Here is a 16,350-nt window from a genome sequence, read left to right on the forward strand (position 1 = left end):
CGCAGCTACAATCAAAAGGAGTGGACGTACGGTGATTAGTCAGTTATCTTGGAAAATCGGAGGTCAGCAGGGTGAAGGGGTCGAAAGTACAGACCGCATTTTCTCTACTGCATTGAACCGTCTCGGTTACTATTTGTATGGGTACCGTCATTTCTCTTCACGGATTAAGGGGGGACATACAAATAACAAGATTCGCATCAGCACCAAACCGATTCGCGCAATTTCAGACGATTTGGATATTCTAGTTGCTTTCGATCAAGAAAGTATCGATTTCAACGCACACGAACTTCGTGACAATGGGGTAATCGTTGCGGACGCTAAATTTAACCCTGTTTTACCTGAAGGAATTAAAGCTAGATTGTTCCCAGTACCAATTACTGCAATTGCAGAGGAATTAGGAACTTCCCTATTTAAGAACATGGCCGCGTCAGGCGCTTCATGGGCTCTACTTGGCTTGCCGATTGACGTGTTTAATAAAGCTGTTGAAGAAGAATTTGGCCGTAAAGGTGCGGCTGTCGTTGAGAAGAATATTGAAGCAGTTCGCAAAGGTGCAGAATCTGTACTTGAACTAGCTGGCGGACCTATCGCTGACTTCCAACTTGAGCCTGCTGACGGACAACAAAAATTATTCATGATCGGTAATGATGCAATCGCTCTTGGAGCAGTTGCTGCAGGTTGCCGCTTCATGCCGGCTTATCCAATTACGCCTGCATCCGAAGTTATGGAGTATTTGCAAAAAGTACTTCCTAAATTGGGTGGGACAGTTATTCAAACGGAAGATGAAATTGCAGCATGTACAATGGCTATCGGCGCTAACTACGCAGGTGCTCGTGCACTTACAGCTTCGGCAGGTCCTGGTTTGTCCCTAATGATGGAAGCAATTGGTCTTGCAGGTATGACCGAGACGCCAGTAGTAATCGTTGATACGCAACGTGGTGGTCCAAGTACAGGACTTCCTACTAAACAAGAGCAATCTGATTTAAACGCAATGGTTTACGGAACGCACGGTGAAATTCCAAAAATCGTTCTTTCTCCAAGTACGATTGAAGAGTGCTTCTACGATACAATTGAAGCTTTCAACCTTGCTGAGCAGTATCAAGTGCCTGTTATTCTTATGACGGACCTTCAACTTTCCTTAGGTAAACAATCCGCAGAAATGCTTGATTACAACCGCATCGTTATTGACCGCGGCGCACTAGTAACTGAAGCACCTGAACAAGAGCCTAATCAGTTGTTCAAACGTTATGAGTTCACGGAGAAAGGTGTTTCTCCTCGTGTAATCCCTGGCGTGAAGCATGGTATTCACCATGTTACAGGAGTAGAGCATGACCAAACAGGTCGTCCTTCCGAAAGCACAGAAAATCGTCAACGTATGATGGATAAGCGTCTTGAGAAGTTGAAACATATTCAAGTGACAGATGCTATCAAATTTGATGCTCCTCACGAGAATCCAGACCTTCTTATTATCGGAATGGGTTCCACAGGTGGAACAATTGATGAAGCAAGAAGTCGTGTTGAATTGGAAGGTATCAAAACTAACCACGCAACAGTACGTTTGATTCATCCGTTCCCAGCTGACCAACTTCGCCCGCTTGTTGAAAAAGCGAAACAAGTTATCGTTGTTGAAAACAACGCTACAGGTCAATTAGCTGATCAAATTAAATTGCATGTTGGCCATGCAGATAAAATCAAAAACGTACTTAAATACAACGGTAACCCGTTCTTACCAGCAGAAATCGAACAAAAATGTAAGGAGTTGACTTTAGCATGGCAACATTAAAAGACTTTCGTAACAATGTAAAGCCTAACTGGTGTCCTGGATGCGGAGATTTCTCCGTACAAGCGGCTATTCAGCGTGCTTCAGCTAACGTTGGTTTGGAGCCAGAAAACTTAGCAATCGTTTCAGGTATCGGATGTTCCGGACGTATTTCGGGTTACATCAATGCATACGGATTCCACGGTATTCACGGAAGATCCCTGCCCATCGCACAAGGTGTGAAAATGGCTAACCGTGATTTGACAGTTATTGCTTCTGGTGGAGACGGAGACGGCTTTGCAATTGGAATGGGGCACACTGTTCATGCTATTCGTCGTAACATTGATGTTACTTACATCGTAATGGACAACCAAATCTACGGTTTGACGAAAGGTCAAGCATCACCACGTAGTGCGGAAGGTTTCAAAACGAAAAGTGTACCATCCGGTACAATTGAGTCCGCAATTTCACCACTTGAAATTGCAATGGCTGCAGGTGCTTCTTTCGTAGCACAGTCATTCTCCAGTAACTTGAAACAGTTAACAGCTGTTATTGAAGCTGGTTTGAATCACAAAGGTTTCTCCTTGATCAACGTATTCAGCCCTTGTGTTACTTTCAATAAAGTAAACACATATGACTGGTTCAAAGAGAATATTGTTGATTTGGATGAGATCCCAGACTATGATTACACAAACCGTGTGATGGCGATGACCAAAATCATGGAAACAAACTCCATGTTGACAGGTATCATCTACCAAAACAAAGATAAAAAGAGCTATGAAGATTCCATTCCAAGCTTTGCTAAAGAAGGTCTAGCTAAACAAGATCTTAAGCTTTCCGAAGCTGACTTCAGCAAATTGCTTACAGAGTTTAAATAACAATTTCCTAAGAAGGCATACGGTGATATTCCGTATGCCTTTTTTGCTGAGCGGTAATACTGACAATTATGATCTAAAGAGAGGATGAGTACCTACCATGCCCATGATTCCAATTGGTGTTTCAGCAAGACATATACATCTTTCACAAACCGATTTACTTGCACTATTCGGAGAGGGATATGAGTTGTCGAGGTTCAAGGATTTATCGCAGCCAGGCCAATTCGCAGCACAAGAAACAGTTGCTATAATAGGGCCTAAAGGACAATTCGATAAGGTCCGAATTCTCGGACCGATTCGACCACAAACGCAAATCGAGGTATCACGTACTGATGCTTTCGCACTTGGTATCCATCCGCCAGTACGCGAATCAGGACATATTGAAGGAACACCTGGAGTGCGTGTCATTGGCCCTAAAGGAGAAGTTACATTGGAGCAGGGAGTCATTGTAGCGGCAAGACATATTCACTTTCATACTTCTGATGCCACTCAATGGGGAATTCAAGATAAACAACTTCTACGAGTTCATCTGCGGGGAGAAAGGCCATTAATATTTGAAGATGTGATTGCCCGAGTGTCAGACCAATTCGCGTTGGATATGCATATTGATACAGACGAAGGAAATGCAGCAGGCGTGAAAACGGGGGACAAAGCGGAGCTCTTATTATAATATTGATTAATGGCATTAATTATTAATGAGGTTAATACATTCAAAAAGCATCCTTTCTAAGACGTGTAAGGGATGCTTTTTGCGCTTTTTTTGCATGAAAATTACGTTGAGATGTAAGTTTTACATTTTTCGATTATTTTCGACGTAAACGTATAGAGGCACTAAGTAAATCATGGTAAAATAGTTTGTAATAGATTCATAGTACATATATTTGCTTAGCCGTATCGATTTGATTCAATGGCTCCTGTAGATATCATTATCATTGCCTTAAGTTAGGAGACATCACATTGGAAACTATCTCAAGTACGTATCACATCCCCTTTGTCATTTTTTCAATTCTCATTGCGATCATTGCATCATTTGCTGCATTGGACCTGGGAATTCGAATTCATAAGGCCAAAAGTTCAGCGAGGCAAGCCTGGTTGGCAGGCGGTGCTTTTGCAATGGGAATGGGTATTTGGTCGATGCATTTCGTTGCGATGCTAGCTTTTCATTTATCTATATCTGTCACATACCAATTATCTACTGTGATTTATTCAATCGTTCCAGCGTTGCTTGCATCATGGTTAGCCTTATATATTATCAGTAGACCCGTGATGCGCAAACCACATGTGTTTATTGGAGCTACTTTTATTGCGACAGGAGTCGTATCCATGCACTACATTGGCATGGAAGCAATGGTGATGGGAGCAACGATTAAATATAATCCCTTTCTATGGGCTCTTTCTGCTATCATTGCTTATGTTGTCTCATTAGTAGCACTTCTGTTGTTATTCGCCGTAAAACAAAATGCGAGCTCACCACGTATTATGTTGCGAAAGTTAGTTAGTTCGTTGGTCATGGGCATAGCAATTAGTGGTATGCACTATACAGGAATGGCAGCAGCAACCTTCAAGCATGATCATTCACAAATCGTTTCAGACCTTACGTTCGATACGAAATTGCTGGCTTATTTAATAGGTTTTGGTATTTTATTCATTCTAGGACTAGCGTTCATCAGTACATTCATCGATAGACGATTTGAATCACAGATGATGATGTCGGAGAAAAGATTCCGTTCCGTTGTTGAATCAGCCCATGATGCGATTATCTTGGCTGATCATAATCGGACAATTATCTCTTGGAATAAGGGTGCACAGCTCATTTTTGGCTATGAAGAACAAGAGCTTATTGGAGAAAGGTTACATCGTATTTTCCCAGAACGGTTCTTTGCATCGCATAAAGAGCGATTGGAGAGTTTTCTTGCGACTGCCACTGGTGAAGTGGATGAGCTTGGATTGACTTACGAATTAATTGGGTTACGAAAAGATCAAACCGAGTTTCCAATTGAACTTTCACTTGCAGTGTGGAAAGAAGAAGGCAATACATACTTTAGCTGCATAATTCGAGATATCTCTGAAAGAAAAAGAACAGAAGAAAAGATTAATCAGATGGTGTATCGTGATCCTTTAACGGGTCTGCCAAATCGGCTTTTATTAAATGATCGTCTCGATCTAGCTTTAGACCAAGCGTATGAAAATCAACAAAGTATGGGGATCATGTTTATTGATTTGGATCGATTTAAATTTATTAATGACACGCTTGGCCATGCTATGGGAGATAAATTATTGATTGAGGTTGCGAAGCGATTCGAAGCTTGCATCGGTAAAGGAGATACGGTTTCTCGGCAAGGTGGCGATGAATTTATTATTCTTTGGGCACATACAACTGCTGATGAGATGATCAAAAATGCGAACAAAATTGTTCGTATTTTCTCACAATCCTTTACCATCCTTGAACACGAGTTATTCGTTACACCTTCCATTGGTATTAGTCTCTATCCATCTGATGGAGGGGATATTGAGACGTTAATTAAAAATGCAGATACCGCGATGTACCGTGTAAAAGAACAAGGTAAAAATAATTTTCAATTTTATACTCCAGAGATGAATGAAGCGGTCACCAAAAAAATGCAAATGGAAATTGGGCTGCGCAAAGCCTTAGAGCGAAAAGAATTTAAAGTTTTTTATCAACCGCAAATTGATGTGAATACGGGGAAGATTACTGGTGCAGAGGCATTGATTCGTTGGCAGCACCCGGATTGGGGGCCGATATCACCAGCGGATTTCATACCACTAGCAGAAGAAACCGGATTAATCATTCCAATTGGCGAATGGGTGCTAAATGAGGCTTGTCGCCAAAATAAAGAATGGCAGATGCAAGGCTATGCACCATTTCGTATAGCTGTAAATATATCTTCCAGGCAATTTAAACAAAGTAATCTAATCGATATGGTAAGTAAAGCTTTAGATGAGTCCGGACTAGATCACCAGTATCTAGAACTGGAGCTAACGGAAAGTATTATCCAAGATTCCAAGTACGCCATTGAAACTATGCATAAATTAAAGGCTATGGGTATCTTTTTATCGATTGACGATTTTGGAACGGGATATTCATCATTGAATTACTTAAAGTTGTTCCCAATTGATAGTTTGAAGATTGACCAATCGTTTACTCGAAATATGTTTGAGGATGCGAAAGATGCTGCACTCGTACATACGATCATTTCAATGGCACATAATTTGGATCTGAAGGTAATCGCAGAAGGGGTAGAAACGAAGGAACAGCTTCAATTTTTACTACTAAAAGAATGCAATGAAGCGCAAGGGTACTTATTTAGCCGTCCATTACCTGCGCAGGAGATGACTGGTATCATTAAGCAGCAATATACATTTGGTTAAATGTGATTTAAGTGCCTTCTCTTTGGAGAAGGTTTTTCTCATGAATCTGAAACGGAAGCCAATATGGATATACAGGTATCTTTTGTGCTATAATTTGATATTGGGTTAATACAAGTTAGAGCTATATTTATAGATAAAGGGAAGTGAATTCACCATGTCAAAGGAGAACCAAAATACATCGGACTTAAAATCCGACAAGGTTAAGGACTACTCCAAATACTTTGACTTCTCGGATGCGAAAGTGTTAAGCCAAGAAGAGGGCAAAACGACGTATCGAATTAAAGGTAGAAACATCCAAATTAATTCTGCGCCGAACTACAAGGATGAGAAGCAACGTGGTAAAGAGGACATTCAGGTTCACTACGATTTTGCGATTCCAGAAGATATGCAGGAGTTTGGTAAGGACAAATATTATTTAATCACGACCTATGGATGTCAGATGAATGAACATGATACCGAAGTCATGCGAGGTCTTTTCGAGCAGATGGGTTATACAGCTACGGATGACAAGCAGATCGCAGATGTGATCCTCTTAAATACGTGTGCGATTCGTGAGAATGCGGAAGACAAAGTGTTCGGTGAACTAGGTCATTTGAAGACATTGAAAGCGCAGAAGCCAGGACTTATTCTTGGAGTATGTGGTTGTATGTCGCAAGAGGAATCCGTGGTTCATCGCATTATGCAGAAACATGCCTTTGTCGATATGATTTTCGGCACACATAATATTCATCGCTTGCCAAGCCTATTGAAAGATGCCTTTTTCAACAAAGAAATGGTTGTGGAGGTATGGTCAAAGGAAGGCGATATCGTAGAAAATCTCCCCAAAAAACGGGAAGGTATCCGTGCTTGGGTTAATATTATGTACGGCTGTGATAAGTTCTGTACTTATTGTATTGTTCCATATACACGTGGTAAGGAACGAAGCCGTAGACCGCAGGATGTTCTGGCAGAAGTCAGAGATTTGGCTCGTCAAGGCTTTCAGGAAATTACGCTACTTGGACAGAATGTCAATGCCTATGGCAAAGACTTTGAAGATATAACGTACACTTTCGCTGATCTGATGGACGATATTCGTAAGATTGATGTTCCTCGTATTCGTTTTACAACCTCACATCCGCGAGATTTCGATGATCGTTTGATTGAGGTACTAGGGAAGCGTGGCAATCTCGTTGAGCACATCCACTTACCTGTGCAAGCTGGTAACACAGAAGTCCTAAAACGGATGAGTCGAAAGTACTCGAGAGATCATTATTTGCAACTTGCAGGTAAAATCAAGGCTACAATGCCAGGTGTCGTATTAACGACAGATATTATCGTTGGTTTTCCCGGTGAGACCGATGAGCAATTCGAGGATACGATGACGCTGTACGAGGAAGTTGGATTCGATTTTGCATTTACTTTTATCTATTCACCGAGAGTAGGTACGCCTGCAGCCGAGATGGAAGATAATGTACCGATGGAAGTAAAGAAACAGCGTTTATATAGATTAAATGAGCTAGTAAATAAGCTGAGTAAAGATAGTAATGAACGTTTGCTAGATCAAACTGTCGAAGTCTTAGTAGAAGGCGAGAGCAAGAACAATACAGATGTGCTTGCTGGTCGTACCCGGACGAATAAGCTAATTCACTTCACTGGAGATCCATCCTTGATCGGTCAAATGGTTCATGTCAAAGTTACACATGCACAAACTTGGATATTGAAGGGTGAGATTGTACATAAGCCGCTTCAGATGTCTGTATAAAATTACGAACAGGATAAATAGGAGCGTGTTAAGAAATGTCCCAATGTGATCATGCACATGATGATAACCAGCCTCATGCATTTCAAGTAGAGGAATTTACGAATACAGAAATGATCGTCCGCGAAGATATTCTGGCGAAAGCGAAGGAACTAGCTGCGTTGCTTACTACTTCCAATGAAGTTCAGTTCTATCAAAAAGCGGAAAAGCAAATTGCAACGAATCCTGATATTCAAGGTTTGATTAGTGCGATTAAGAAGAAGCAAAAAGAGATTGTTGCTTTTGAAACGTTCCAAAATAAGAAAATGGTGGAAAAAATCGAGAATGAAATCGAAGTTCTGCAAGATGAATTAGATGGCATTCCCATCGTTAATGAGTTCAAGCAAACACAAGAAGATATCAACTATTTGCTTCAACTTGTTATGTCCGTAGTTAGAGACACGATTTCGGATAAAATTAATGTTGAAGCAGGCGCGGCAGAAGCGCCGACTTCATGTGATTAATTTTGACATGTAAATGAGAAAGGAATCGCCCTCAACGAGCAATTCAATGGCCAGAGTTGAGTGGCGATTTATTATTTCTTATCAATGACTACTAGGCTTACGTGAAGGAGAGTTGTCATGCTGACAGTTCGAAATTTGAGTAAAGTATTCCCTCCGGACAATCAAGTCCTATCGCAAATTAGCTTTCAAGTCGATGCCGGAGAGTTTATCGCGGTAATCGGCAGCAGTGGTAGTGGGAAAACAACGCTGCTTCGTTGTATTAGTCATCAAGAGAAATGGACAAGCGGTCAGCTCATATATAACTCAATTGATATAACGAAGCCAGGACCGTGGGACAGATTCAAATTGGGTAAGGATTTCGCTTACCTGGAGGAGAAGCCTTTTCTAAATCGGAATAAAAGCGCTGTCAAAAATGTGTTGATGGGTAGGGTATATCAGGCTCCACTTCGGATGGTTACAGGCTTATCGTCGAGAAATGAGAAAATCGATAGCATGGACTTCTTGGAGAAAGTTGGTCTGCTGGATAAAGGAGAAAAGAAAGTTGGTCAGCTTAGCGGTGGAGAGCAGCAACGTGTCGCCATTGCGAAAGCGTTGATTCTTGGGCCCAAAGTTCTAGTAGCAGATGAACCTGTATCGGGTCTTGATCCTAAATCAACGGAATACATCCTACAGGATTTGAAATCGTTATGCAAAGAACGGAACATGAGCGTGATCGCGACGCTTCATAAGGTCGAACTCGCCGAGCGGTTTGCTACACGTATTTGGGGAGTATCGGAAGGTCGGATCGTTTTGGACATTCCAGCTAGACCACTCACGTTGAATGAAAAAATGCTTGTTTTTGGTCAAATATGATTAAGGTCTTATTCGTTTGTTTGGGCAATATTTGCCGATCACCTATGGCGGAAGCGGTGTTTCGTCACCAAGTGAAGCAAGCCGGCCTTGAGGATGTCATTTCAATTGATTCAGCGGGTACTGGGGATTGGCATATCGGTCATCCTCCCCATCAAGGAACACGTGATATTCTTGACCAATATCAGATTGCATATGAGGGCTTAAAAGCTAGGCAGGTCCGCCCAGATGATTTCTATCAATTTACGTATATTATCGCTATGGATGACAGTAATGTCGTGAACTTAGCTGCATTTGCTCCAGAATATACGGAGGATGAGAAGCGCGCCTCCATACATAAATTATTGGACTTCGCAAGTAATCAAACAATTACTGAAGTGCCTGATCCCTACTATACGGGGAATTTTCAAGAAGTATATGAAATGGTTGAGGAAAGTTGTAGTCGGTTGCTTGCACATATCGCGGCTCAACATGGACTGATTAAGTAAGTGCCATACAATACAGTAAAAAGCAAGCTAGATAAGAGTGAGCCTCTTGTCTAGCTTGCTTTTTGGTTTTGTTCAGTATTGTTGAAAAATAATAGAACATTGCGTTCCGCAATTGAGGCTGCTAGTGAATGAAATTTTGCCATTCATTTTCTTGATTAGACTCATGACTACGACAAGCCCAAGTCCAGTGCCGTGTTGTTTGGTCGTGTAGAAAGGCTTGCCCAAGGAGTTCAACTGCTTGCTGGACATACCAACACCTGTGTCTGTGATCGAGATCTGAACGGCACTAGGATGTTTGCAAGTACGTAACGACAGCTTTCCGCCATTTGGCATGGATTCAATGGCATTTTTAATAAGATTAAGTAAACATTGGCGAAGCTTTTGAGACTCTCCAAGAATATAAAGAGGTGTTTCACATTCATGTGAAATATCAATTGTAATTTGAAAATCAAGCGCATAGGGGGTAATAAATCGTATGGTATGTTCCAGTTCTTCTTTAATATCAAGCTGTTCTTTCATGTCAACGGAGGGCTTCGCATAGTTAAGGAAATCTGTCAATATAGTGATAGCTTGGTCCACGCCCGATAAAGCATGGTCAACATAACGCCTACGATCTGGTGGCGTAAGATCCGATCTTGCCAATAATTGCAGAAATCCACGCGTTGATGTTAGAGGATTTCTGATTTCATGTGAAACTGTAGCCGATAGCTCGGCAAGCATGCGATTTTTTTCAAGATGAGTGATATGCCTTCTCTGTATTTCATATTTGTTAATATAAAAAAGTAATGAAATCATAATCCATAATGAGATAAAAGCAAGGGCTAAAACAAAGCCAGTGTATAAGGAAAATGGAGCTAAGACATAAGGAGCAAGTGGTGCATATAGTAGTTCATATATGATGAGGATTCCGGTTGCATACATGAGTTTCACTATCAAATCGGCGTTAGCTACGCGATTTCGAACTAAAATTCCTAGCATCAGTAAGAATGTACTGCTTAGTAGCGCTGGCTCCCAATAATAGTTTAAGACGAACATACAACCGATATTGAATATGATCCATGTCATAATTGAAGGCGCAATGCCAACGCCTAATGTCACAAAAAGCAAGCAGACAGGAACTAATTGTAAGGAGTAGATTAAGGGGTCAATATCCGCAAAGTTCCAATAAAGAAGGATGAAGCTTCCTAGAATTAAAGAGAATAAGAGATTCAAATGCTTTTCTTTATGCATGAAAAGAGGAGCGAGAATAAGGTGGAGCAGAGCAGCGCTCATGATGTAGAAAAGGTTTTGTAATTCATTGGCAATAATGAAATGAAGCAATCCTATGCATCCTTTCCATATTTCGACAATCTGGGAATTATTTCTACATTATCTCATAAATGCGATCTGAATCAAGAGAAATGCTCTAATTGGAATGCTAAAGATTTCATAAAGACTTATAGTCAATGCTGTATAAACCGCTGTATAATAAAGAAAACAAAGTTTGCAAACGTTTACAATATTAGGGGATTTGAAGCCGAGGAGAGATGTGAATGCGGTTGTGCTCACAGGTGTGCGGTGTTGTGTTTAATCCGATTGAAGACGATTATGTAGACGTTTGTGAAGATTGTGAGGCAAGGCAGAATGACGTGGAAGTGGAACGGGAATCGTTTAGTTTTTATTTGGGGAAAAGCGGTTTAATCATTGATTATTTGCTTTAAATGGCTGATTTAAAAAAAGGTTGATTACCAGCCATTTCTTGTTACAATAATAGTAGATTTATTATTCACGCTATTCACTCTATATGCGGTTCATTTTTGAAAGGAGACCAAGCATGGTAACTTTACCTAAATTGAACGATCTCGGATTTTTCGAGATAAGACTGGAATCCATCGGCGGTCTAGGAGCGAATCTGGCAGGTAAAATGCTGGCTGAAGCAGGAGTCGTTGGCGTTGGTTTGAACGGTGTCAGTTTCTCATCCTATGGGTCTGAGAAGAAAGGATCAGCAGTAAAAGCACATATTCGATTTTGTGACATGGATACGAAGATTCGGGATACATCGCCCGTTGAACGACCGCATGTTGTAGGTGTTTTTCATGAGTCACTTTCCAAAACTGTAAACGTTATCAGTGGCATCTATGAGGATAGTACCGTATTAGTAAATTCAACGAAAACGCCTGACGAATTAAAAGAGAAGATGAAGCTCAGGGGAGGCACGATTGCTGTCATTGACGCAATTGGTATTTCGCTTGAGGAAAAGAATCGTGTAAATATGGCCATGTTGGGTGCCATGTTCCGATTGTGTGATTTTCTGGATCCAGATGTCATGCGAGGTGTTATTAGAAAGTCATTAGAAAAGAAATACCCACTTGCAGTTGCACCAGCATTACGGACATTCGATCGTGGATACAACGAGGTCGTTTTCCAAACGTATGCGCTTCCAGAAGGGGAATCTATGCCAGATTTTGTACGGTATGATACACCAGTTCTGGGCTTTGCTACACAGCCTATCGGGGGAGTCGTTACGAACCCAGGTAATAGTATACTAAAAGATTTAAGTATTTCCCGTGCTGGGATGATGCCGCATTTTCATGAAGATTCCTGTATTCACTGCGCTTCATGCGACAATGTGTGTCCTGACTTTTGTTTTGTATGGGATGAACTCCCTGACAAAAAAGGCCGTCCCCAAATGTTCCTGCAAGGCATAGACTATCAATATTGTAAAGGTTGCCTTAAATGTGTACAAGCTTGTCCAACCGATGCGCTCTCTAGTGAGCGTGAAGAAGATGGTTATGCTGATCTAAATCGCATGCCGCATCGATTCAATCTAGCTATAAACTCTTAGAGAGTATTTATGGGAGAAGGGTGGAACTACACGCATGGCCATTGATATCAAGCAGGAATTTGGGGTAGCTAAAGTTGAACAGCGCATCGTGTATGAATCAGGGAACGAGATGGCTGCCTATGCCGCACATCAAATTAATTATCATGTCATGGGATACTTTCCGATTTCACCATCCACGGAAGTAGCTCAGTTTCTAGATCTCATGAAGTCCAATGGACAGCATGACATTGTGTTAATTCCTGCAGACGGTGAACATGGTTCAGCAGGTATATGTTATGGCGCATCAACTGCTGGCGGCCGCGTATTTAACGCGACAAGCGCCAACGGTTATTTGTACATGTTGGAACAAATGCCGGTACAATCCGGAACCCGGTTTCCGATGGTTATGAACTTGGTTTGCCGATCTGTTTCGGGACCACTGAATATTCATGGGGATCATTCTGATCTTTACTATGCTTTGAATACGGGTTGGCCGATTGTCATGTGTCGAGATCCGCAAGCCGTATATGATATGAATATTATGGCGCTGAAATTAGCAGAGGATCCTGAGGTGCGTTTGCCGGTTATGGTCGCGTCCGATGGTTATTTCACCTCTCACCAGAAGCGCAGAGTGCAAACCTTCGCACATCGGGCTGATGTGCAGGCATTCGTAGGTGAGAAGCCACAGGGCTTCCCAGATACCTTAGATCGTAATAATCCGATCACCGTCGGACCTTATATGAATGAGCCGGATTACATTAATAACTGTTATCAACAGTCGATGGCGATGTATAATGCCGAAGGAGTATATGACCGCATTCGGCAGGAGTATGCCGAATTAACGGGTCGTGACTATCCGATTCTAGAGCTATATCGGATGGAGGACGCGGAAGTCGCGGTATTCCTGATGAATTCGGCTTCCGAAATCATCAAGGATGTCGTCGACCAGCTCCGCGAGAAGGGCATTAAAGCAGGTTCGATCGCTCCGAACCTGATCAGACCTTTCCCAGCGAAGCAGATCGCCGAGGCGCTTGCGAATGTTAAAGCGATAACGGTAGGCGATCGCGCGGATTCCTATGGCGGACATGGCGGCAACATGGTCAATGAAATTAAGGCGGCGCTGTTCACCAATGGGAACAGAGACACGCTTGTCATAAGCCGAATCTATGGCTTAGGTGGCAAAGACTTTTATGCCGAGGATGGGCATAATCTGTTCCAATTCGCCATTGATGCGATGGAAAGCGGCAAGGTAGATGTACCTTTCGATTACTACGGCCATACGCCGGGGGATCCTTCGAAAGCACCGAAGCGAGTATTGACGCCAATGAAGTATGAAGATTTGAAGACGGGTCTCATCACCGTTTCTCCAGATGAGAATACTGGGAAATTGAATGTACGCATTCCGCCTCTTCGTTCCTTGACCAAAAAGCCAAAGCGGATTGCACCAGGTCATGGCGCTTGTCCGGGCTGTGGTATTTTCTCAGGACTCGAACTGTTCTTCAAAGGAATAGAAGGCGATATTGTCTCCATTTTCCATACAGGCTGTGCAATGGTTGTAACCACCGGTTATCCGTACTCGGCACATAAAGCTACTTATATTCACAATCTGTTCCAGAATGGCGCAGCAACGCTGTCAGGTGTTGTAGAGATGTTCTGGGAGCGGAAGCGTCGCGGAGAACTTGATCATCTAGGGTTAAAGGACGATTTCACTTTCGTCATGATTACGGGCGATGGCGGTATGGATATCGGAATGGGGCCTGCTATTGGGGCAGCTTTACGGAATCATAAAATGATTATTCTTGAGTACGATAATGAAGGATACATGAACACAGGTGCACAGTTATCGTATTCAACGCCGATGGGTCATCGGACTTCGACTTCCAATGTCGGAAAGCATCAAGGTGGTAAGGTTTTCCATCACAAGGATACGGCGCAAATTATGGCTGCAACTCATATTCCGTATGTATTTACCGGTTCCGAAGCGTATCCGCAAGATCTGGTCAAGAAAGCGGCGAAGGCGCAATGGTATGCGCAGCATGAGGGGTTGGTATATGGCAAAATTCTCATTGCTTGCCCATTGAACTGGCTGTCGGATGACCAAGAGGGCTCCAATATCGTTGGTGCTGCGGTGGATTCCTGTTTCTTCCCACTTTATGAAGTGGAGCATGGAGTGACTTCGATCACTTACAATCCGGAGGATAAGAGTAAGAAGATTCCGTTATCCGATTGGTTGAAAACGATGGGTAAAACGAAACATCTTACGAAACCCGAATATGAAGGTTCACTGAAATCGTTCGAGACGGAAGTGGAACGCCGTTGGAATATGCTGAAAGCGAAGCATGAGAATGCGTATTTGTAAGTTGGCGTAACTGTTAACTGATAAGCTCGCCTATAAACGGAGGCCCATTCCCCTCGTGGTGAATGGGCCTTTTTACCAGGAGGAATGGAAGATGCCTTATGTGCTGCAGCAGAAAGAGTCTGAGCAAATTTATACGACAACGCTAGTTAACCATTATGGACTCGCCTACTATGGTGTGAAATTCTGGCATGAGCGAGAGGAAGCGAACGAGCACGCTTTAGCCTTTTTAGAATCGCAAGCCGTTCCAGATCCAAGCAGTTGGCAAGTGATTGAATTGGAAGAAAACGAGATGAAAATAGGGAATGTAAAACTCAAAAACTCCCCGCAATGGCGCCTGTTTTGGTCTTCTTTAACACGTAAAGCAGAAGCGCGGAAATTGGAAAATTAAACCTAGCCGTCAATAGGCTAATCGCCACGCATACGATGGCAATAATCGCTACCATTCACCTATATTCGCCTAATACCCCCTCAAACTATAATAAGGATACGATTGAAAATTTTAACATCAAGAGGATGGAGGGTAAGACGATGAATAAGTTGACAATGGTTATCGCGGTATTGATGGTATCCTTCATGGCTCTACTTCCCAAAGTTACGCAAGCTGAAGAAGGTGTCGTGACGAAGGCTCAGATCGTAGCAGGTGTAAGCTTTCGAGATCAACCAAGTACGTCGAGTAATGTCATGCGCATGTTGAAGGCCAACGAAGTGGTCACGGTGAAAGACTATACGACAGTGAATTGGTTTCAAATTAAGGATGCGCAAGGTGTAAGTGGATTCGTATCGACCAACAGTAAATACATAACGATTGTGAGCAATGCACAGATCATTTATGGCGTTAATTTCCGTACGTTGCCGTCATCAGACGTAAGTTCAGGTTCGAAAGTGATTCGAATGCTGAGCAAAGGGGAAGAAGTTCTTATCACTGATAAAGTGAATGATAGCTGGTATAAAGTCAAAGATTCTGACGGTGTCAGTGGCTTTGTAAGCTCTAGTTCCAAATACATAACAGCGGATTTCTCCGTTATCAAACCTAATATGCCAGTAGCGGATGAGATTGAAGCCGTGATTGACGCAGGCGAAGTCTACTTAGGGACTCCTTATGAATTTGGTTCCGAACGGAATGATCCCTCTACATTTGACTGCTCTGACTTTGTGCAAACGATGTACTGGGATGCGCTCCGTTTGTCCTTGCCAAGTGACTCTGCTGCGCAAGGTAGCTATGTGAGATCCCTGGGATCCATAGTGAAGGATTGGACGAAGTTAAAACGCGGGGATCTTCTATTTTTTAGCAGCTATAAAGGCTCCAAAGCTTCAGATTACGATGGCATTAATGTATTGACTGAGCCGATTACACATGTTGGTTTATACTTGGGCAACGGCCAAATGATGCATACCTATTCCGTTGAATCCGGCGGCGTTCGTGTGGATACAATTGATGGCAAGCAGTGGGAAAATCGATTTTTGTACGGTGGGCCTGTTTTAAAATAAGTTGATGGTTCGAACAGGCAAGGTTTGCCATATACTATAGAAGAGAGGCGGGTGCTGCCTTCAGCATCCGCCTTTTTTTTCTCATAGTCTATGGAGAAAGG

14 protein-coding genes are annotated in these 16,350 nt (G+C 42.4%); 13 read left to right on the top strand and 1 reads right to left on the bottom strand.

The window, feature by feature from the left end; all coding sequences use genetic code 11:
• Nucleotides 1–31 precede the first annotated feature (31 nt).
• The 8 genes from ASL11_RS33550 (at nt 32) to ASL11_RS33585 (ending at nt 9,599) form a co-directional block, all read left to right on the top strand.
• Nucleotides 32–1,780 (top strand): 2-oxoacid:acceptor oxidoreductase subunit alpha, encoded by a 1,749-nt coding sequence (locus ASL11_RS33550; RefSeq protein ID WP_056625139.1) that lies wholly within the window; start codon nt 32–34, stop codon nt 1,778–1,780.
• Nucleotides 1,768–2,634: a 2-oxoacid:ferredoxin oxidoreductase subunit beta gene (locus ASL11_RS33555; RefSeq protein WP_056625142.1), complete on the top strand. Its 867-nt coding sequence runs from the start codon at nt 1,768–1,770 to the stop codon at nt 2,632–2,634. The genes ASL11_RS33550 and ASL11_RS33555 overlap by 13 nt, the downstream gene beginning before the upstream one ends.
• A gap of 97 nt (nt 2,635–2,731) precedes the next feature.
• Nucleotides 2,732–3,301 carry a phosphate propanoyltransferase gene (locus ASL11_RS33560; protein WP_056625145.1) on the top strand — a complete coding sequence of 190 codons (570 nt, stop codon included), beginning with the start codon at nt 2,732–2,734 and terminating at the stop codon, nt 3,299–3,301.
• Nucleotides 3,302–3,588: 287 nt separating this feature from the next.
• Nucleotides 3,589–6,021 carry an EAL domain-containing protein gene (locus tag ASL11_RS33565; RefSeq protein ID WP_063795767.1) on the top strand — a complete coding sequence of 811 codons (2,433 nt, stop codon included), beginning with the start codon at nt 3,589–3,591 and terminating at the stop codon, nt 6,019–6,021.
• 154 nt (nt 6,022–6,175) lie between these two features.
• Nucleotides 6,176–7,762 (top strand): tRNA (N6-isopentenyl adenosine(37)-C2)-methylthiotransferase MiaB, encoded by a 1,587-nt coding sequence (miaB, locus tag ASL11_RS33570; protein WP_056625147.1) that lies wholly within the window; start codon nt 6,176–6,178, stop codon nt 7,760–7,762.
• A 35-nt stretch (nt 7,763–7,797) separates the two neighbouring features.
• Nucleotides 7,798–8,262 (top strand): RicAFT regulatory complex protein RicA family protein, encoded by a 465-nt coding sequence (locus ASL11_RS33575; RefSeq protein WP_056625149.1) that lies wholly within the window; start codon nt 7,798–7,800, stop codon nt 8,260–8,262.
• 117 nt (nt 8,263–8,379) lie between these two features.
• Nucleotides 8,380–9,114 carry a phosphonate ABC transporter ATP-binding protein gene (locus ASL11_RS33580; RefSeq protein ID WP_056625152.1) on the top strand — a complete coding sequence of 245 codons (735 nt, stop codon included), beginning with the start codon at nt 8,380–8,382 and terminating at the stop codon, nt 9,112–9,114.
• Nucleotides 9,111–9,599, top strand: coding sequence for a low molecular weight protein-tyrosine-phosphatase (locus tag ASL11_RS33585; protein ID WP_056625154.1), 489 nt, complete (start codon nt 9,111–9,113; stop codon nt 9,597–9,599). Before ASL11_RS33580 ends, ASL11_RS33585 begins: the two co-directional genes overlap by 4 nt.
• A gap of 72 nt (nt 9,600–9,671) precedes the next feature.
• Here the strand turns inward: ASL11_RS33585 and ASL11_RS33590 are convergent, their stop codons facing one another.
• On the bottom strand, nt 9,672–10,919 hold the full coding sequence (locus ASL11_RS33590) for a sensor histidine kinase (protein WP_056625157.1): 1,248 nt from the start codon (nt 10,917–10,919) through the stop codon (nt 9,672–9,674).
• A gap of 212 nt (nt 10,920–11,131) precedes the next feature.
• On the opposite strand from ASL11_RS33590, the gene ASL11_RS36870 reads away from it, so the two are divergent.
• The 5 genes from ASL11_RS36870 (at nt 11,132) to ASL11_RS33610 (ending at nt 16,249) form a co-directional block, all read left to right on the top strand.
• Nucleotides 11,132–11,299 carry a hypothetical protein gene (locus tag ASL11_RS36870; protein WP_157257145.1) on the top strand — a complete coding sequence of 56 codons (168 nt, stop codon included), beginning with the start codon at nt 11,132–11,134 and terminating at the stop codon, nt 11,297–11,299.
• Between the two features lie 113 nt (nt 11,300–11,412).
• Nucleotides 11,413–12,423: a 2-oxoacid:acceptor oxidoreductase family protein gene (locus ASL11_RS33595; protein WP_056625160.1), complete on the top strand. Its 1,011-nt coding sequence runs from the start codon at nt 11,413–11,415 to the stop codon at nt 12,421–12,423.
• Between the two features lie 34 nt (nt 12,424–12,457).
• Complete coding sequence (locus ASL11_RS33600) at nt 12,458–14,761, top strand: thiamine pyrophosphate-dependent enzyme (RefSeq protein ID WP_056625163.1); 2,304 nt, start codon at nt 12,458–12,460, stop codon at nt 14,759–14,761.
• 91 nt (nt 14,762–14,852) lie between these two features.
• Nucleotides 14,853–15,149, top strand: a complete 297-nt coding sequence (locus ASL11_RS33605; RefSeq protein WP_056625165.1) for a hypothetical protein — start codon at nt 14,853–14,855, stop codon at nt 15,147–15,149.
• Between the two features lie 140 nt (nt 15,150–15,289).
• Nucleotides 15,290–16,249, top strand: a complete 960-nt coding sequence (locus ASL11_RS33610) for a C40 family peptidase (RefSeq protein ID WP_056625168.1) — start codon at nt 15,290–15,292, stop codon at nt 16,247–16,249.
• Nucleotides 16,250–16,350 lie beyond the last annotated feature (101 nt).

The organism is Paenibacillus sp. Soil750 (genome assembly GCF_001428045.1).
GTDB lineage: Bacteria > Bacillota > Bacilli > Paenibacillales > NBRC-103111 > Paenibacillus_E > Paenibacillus_E allorhizoplanae.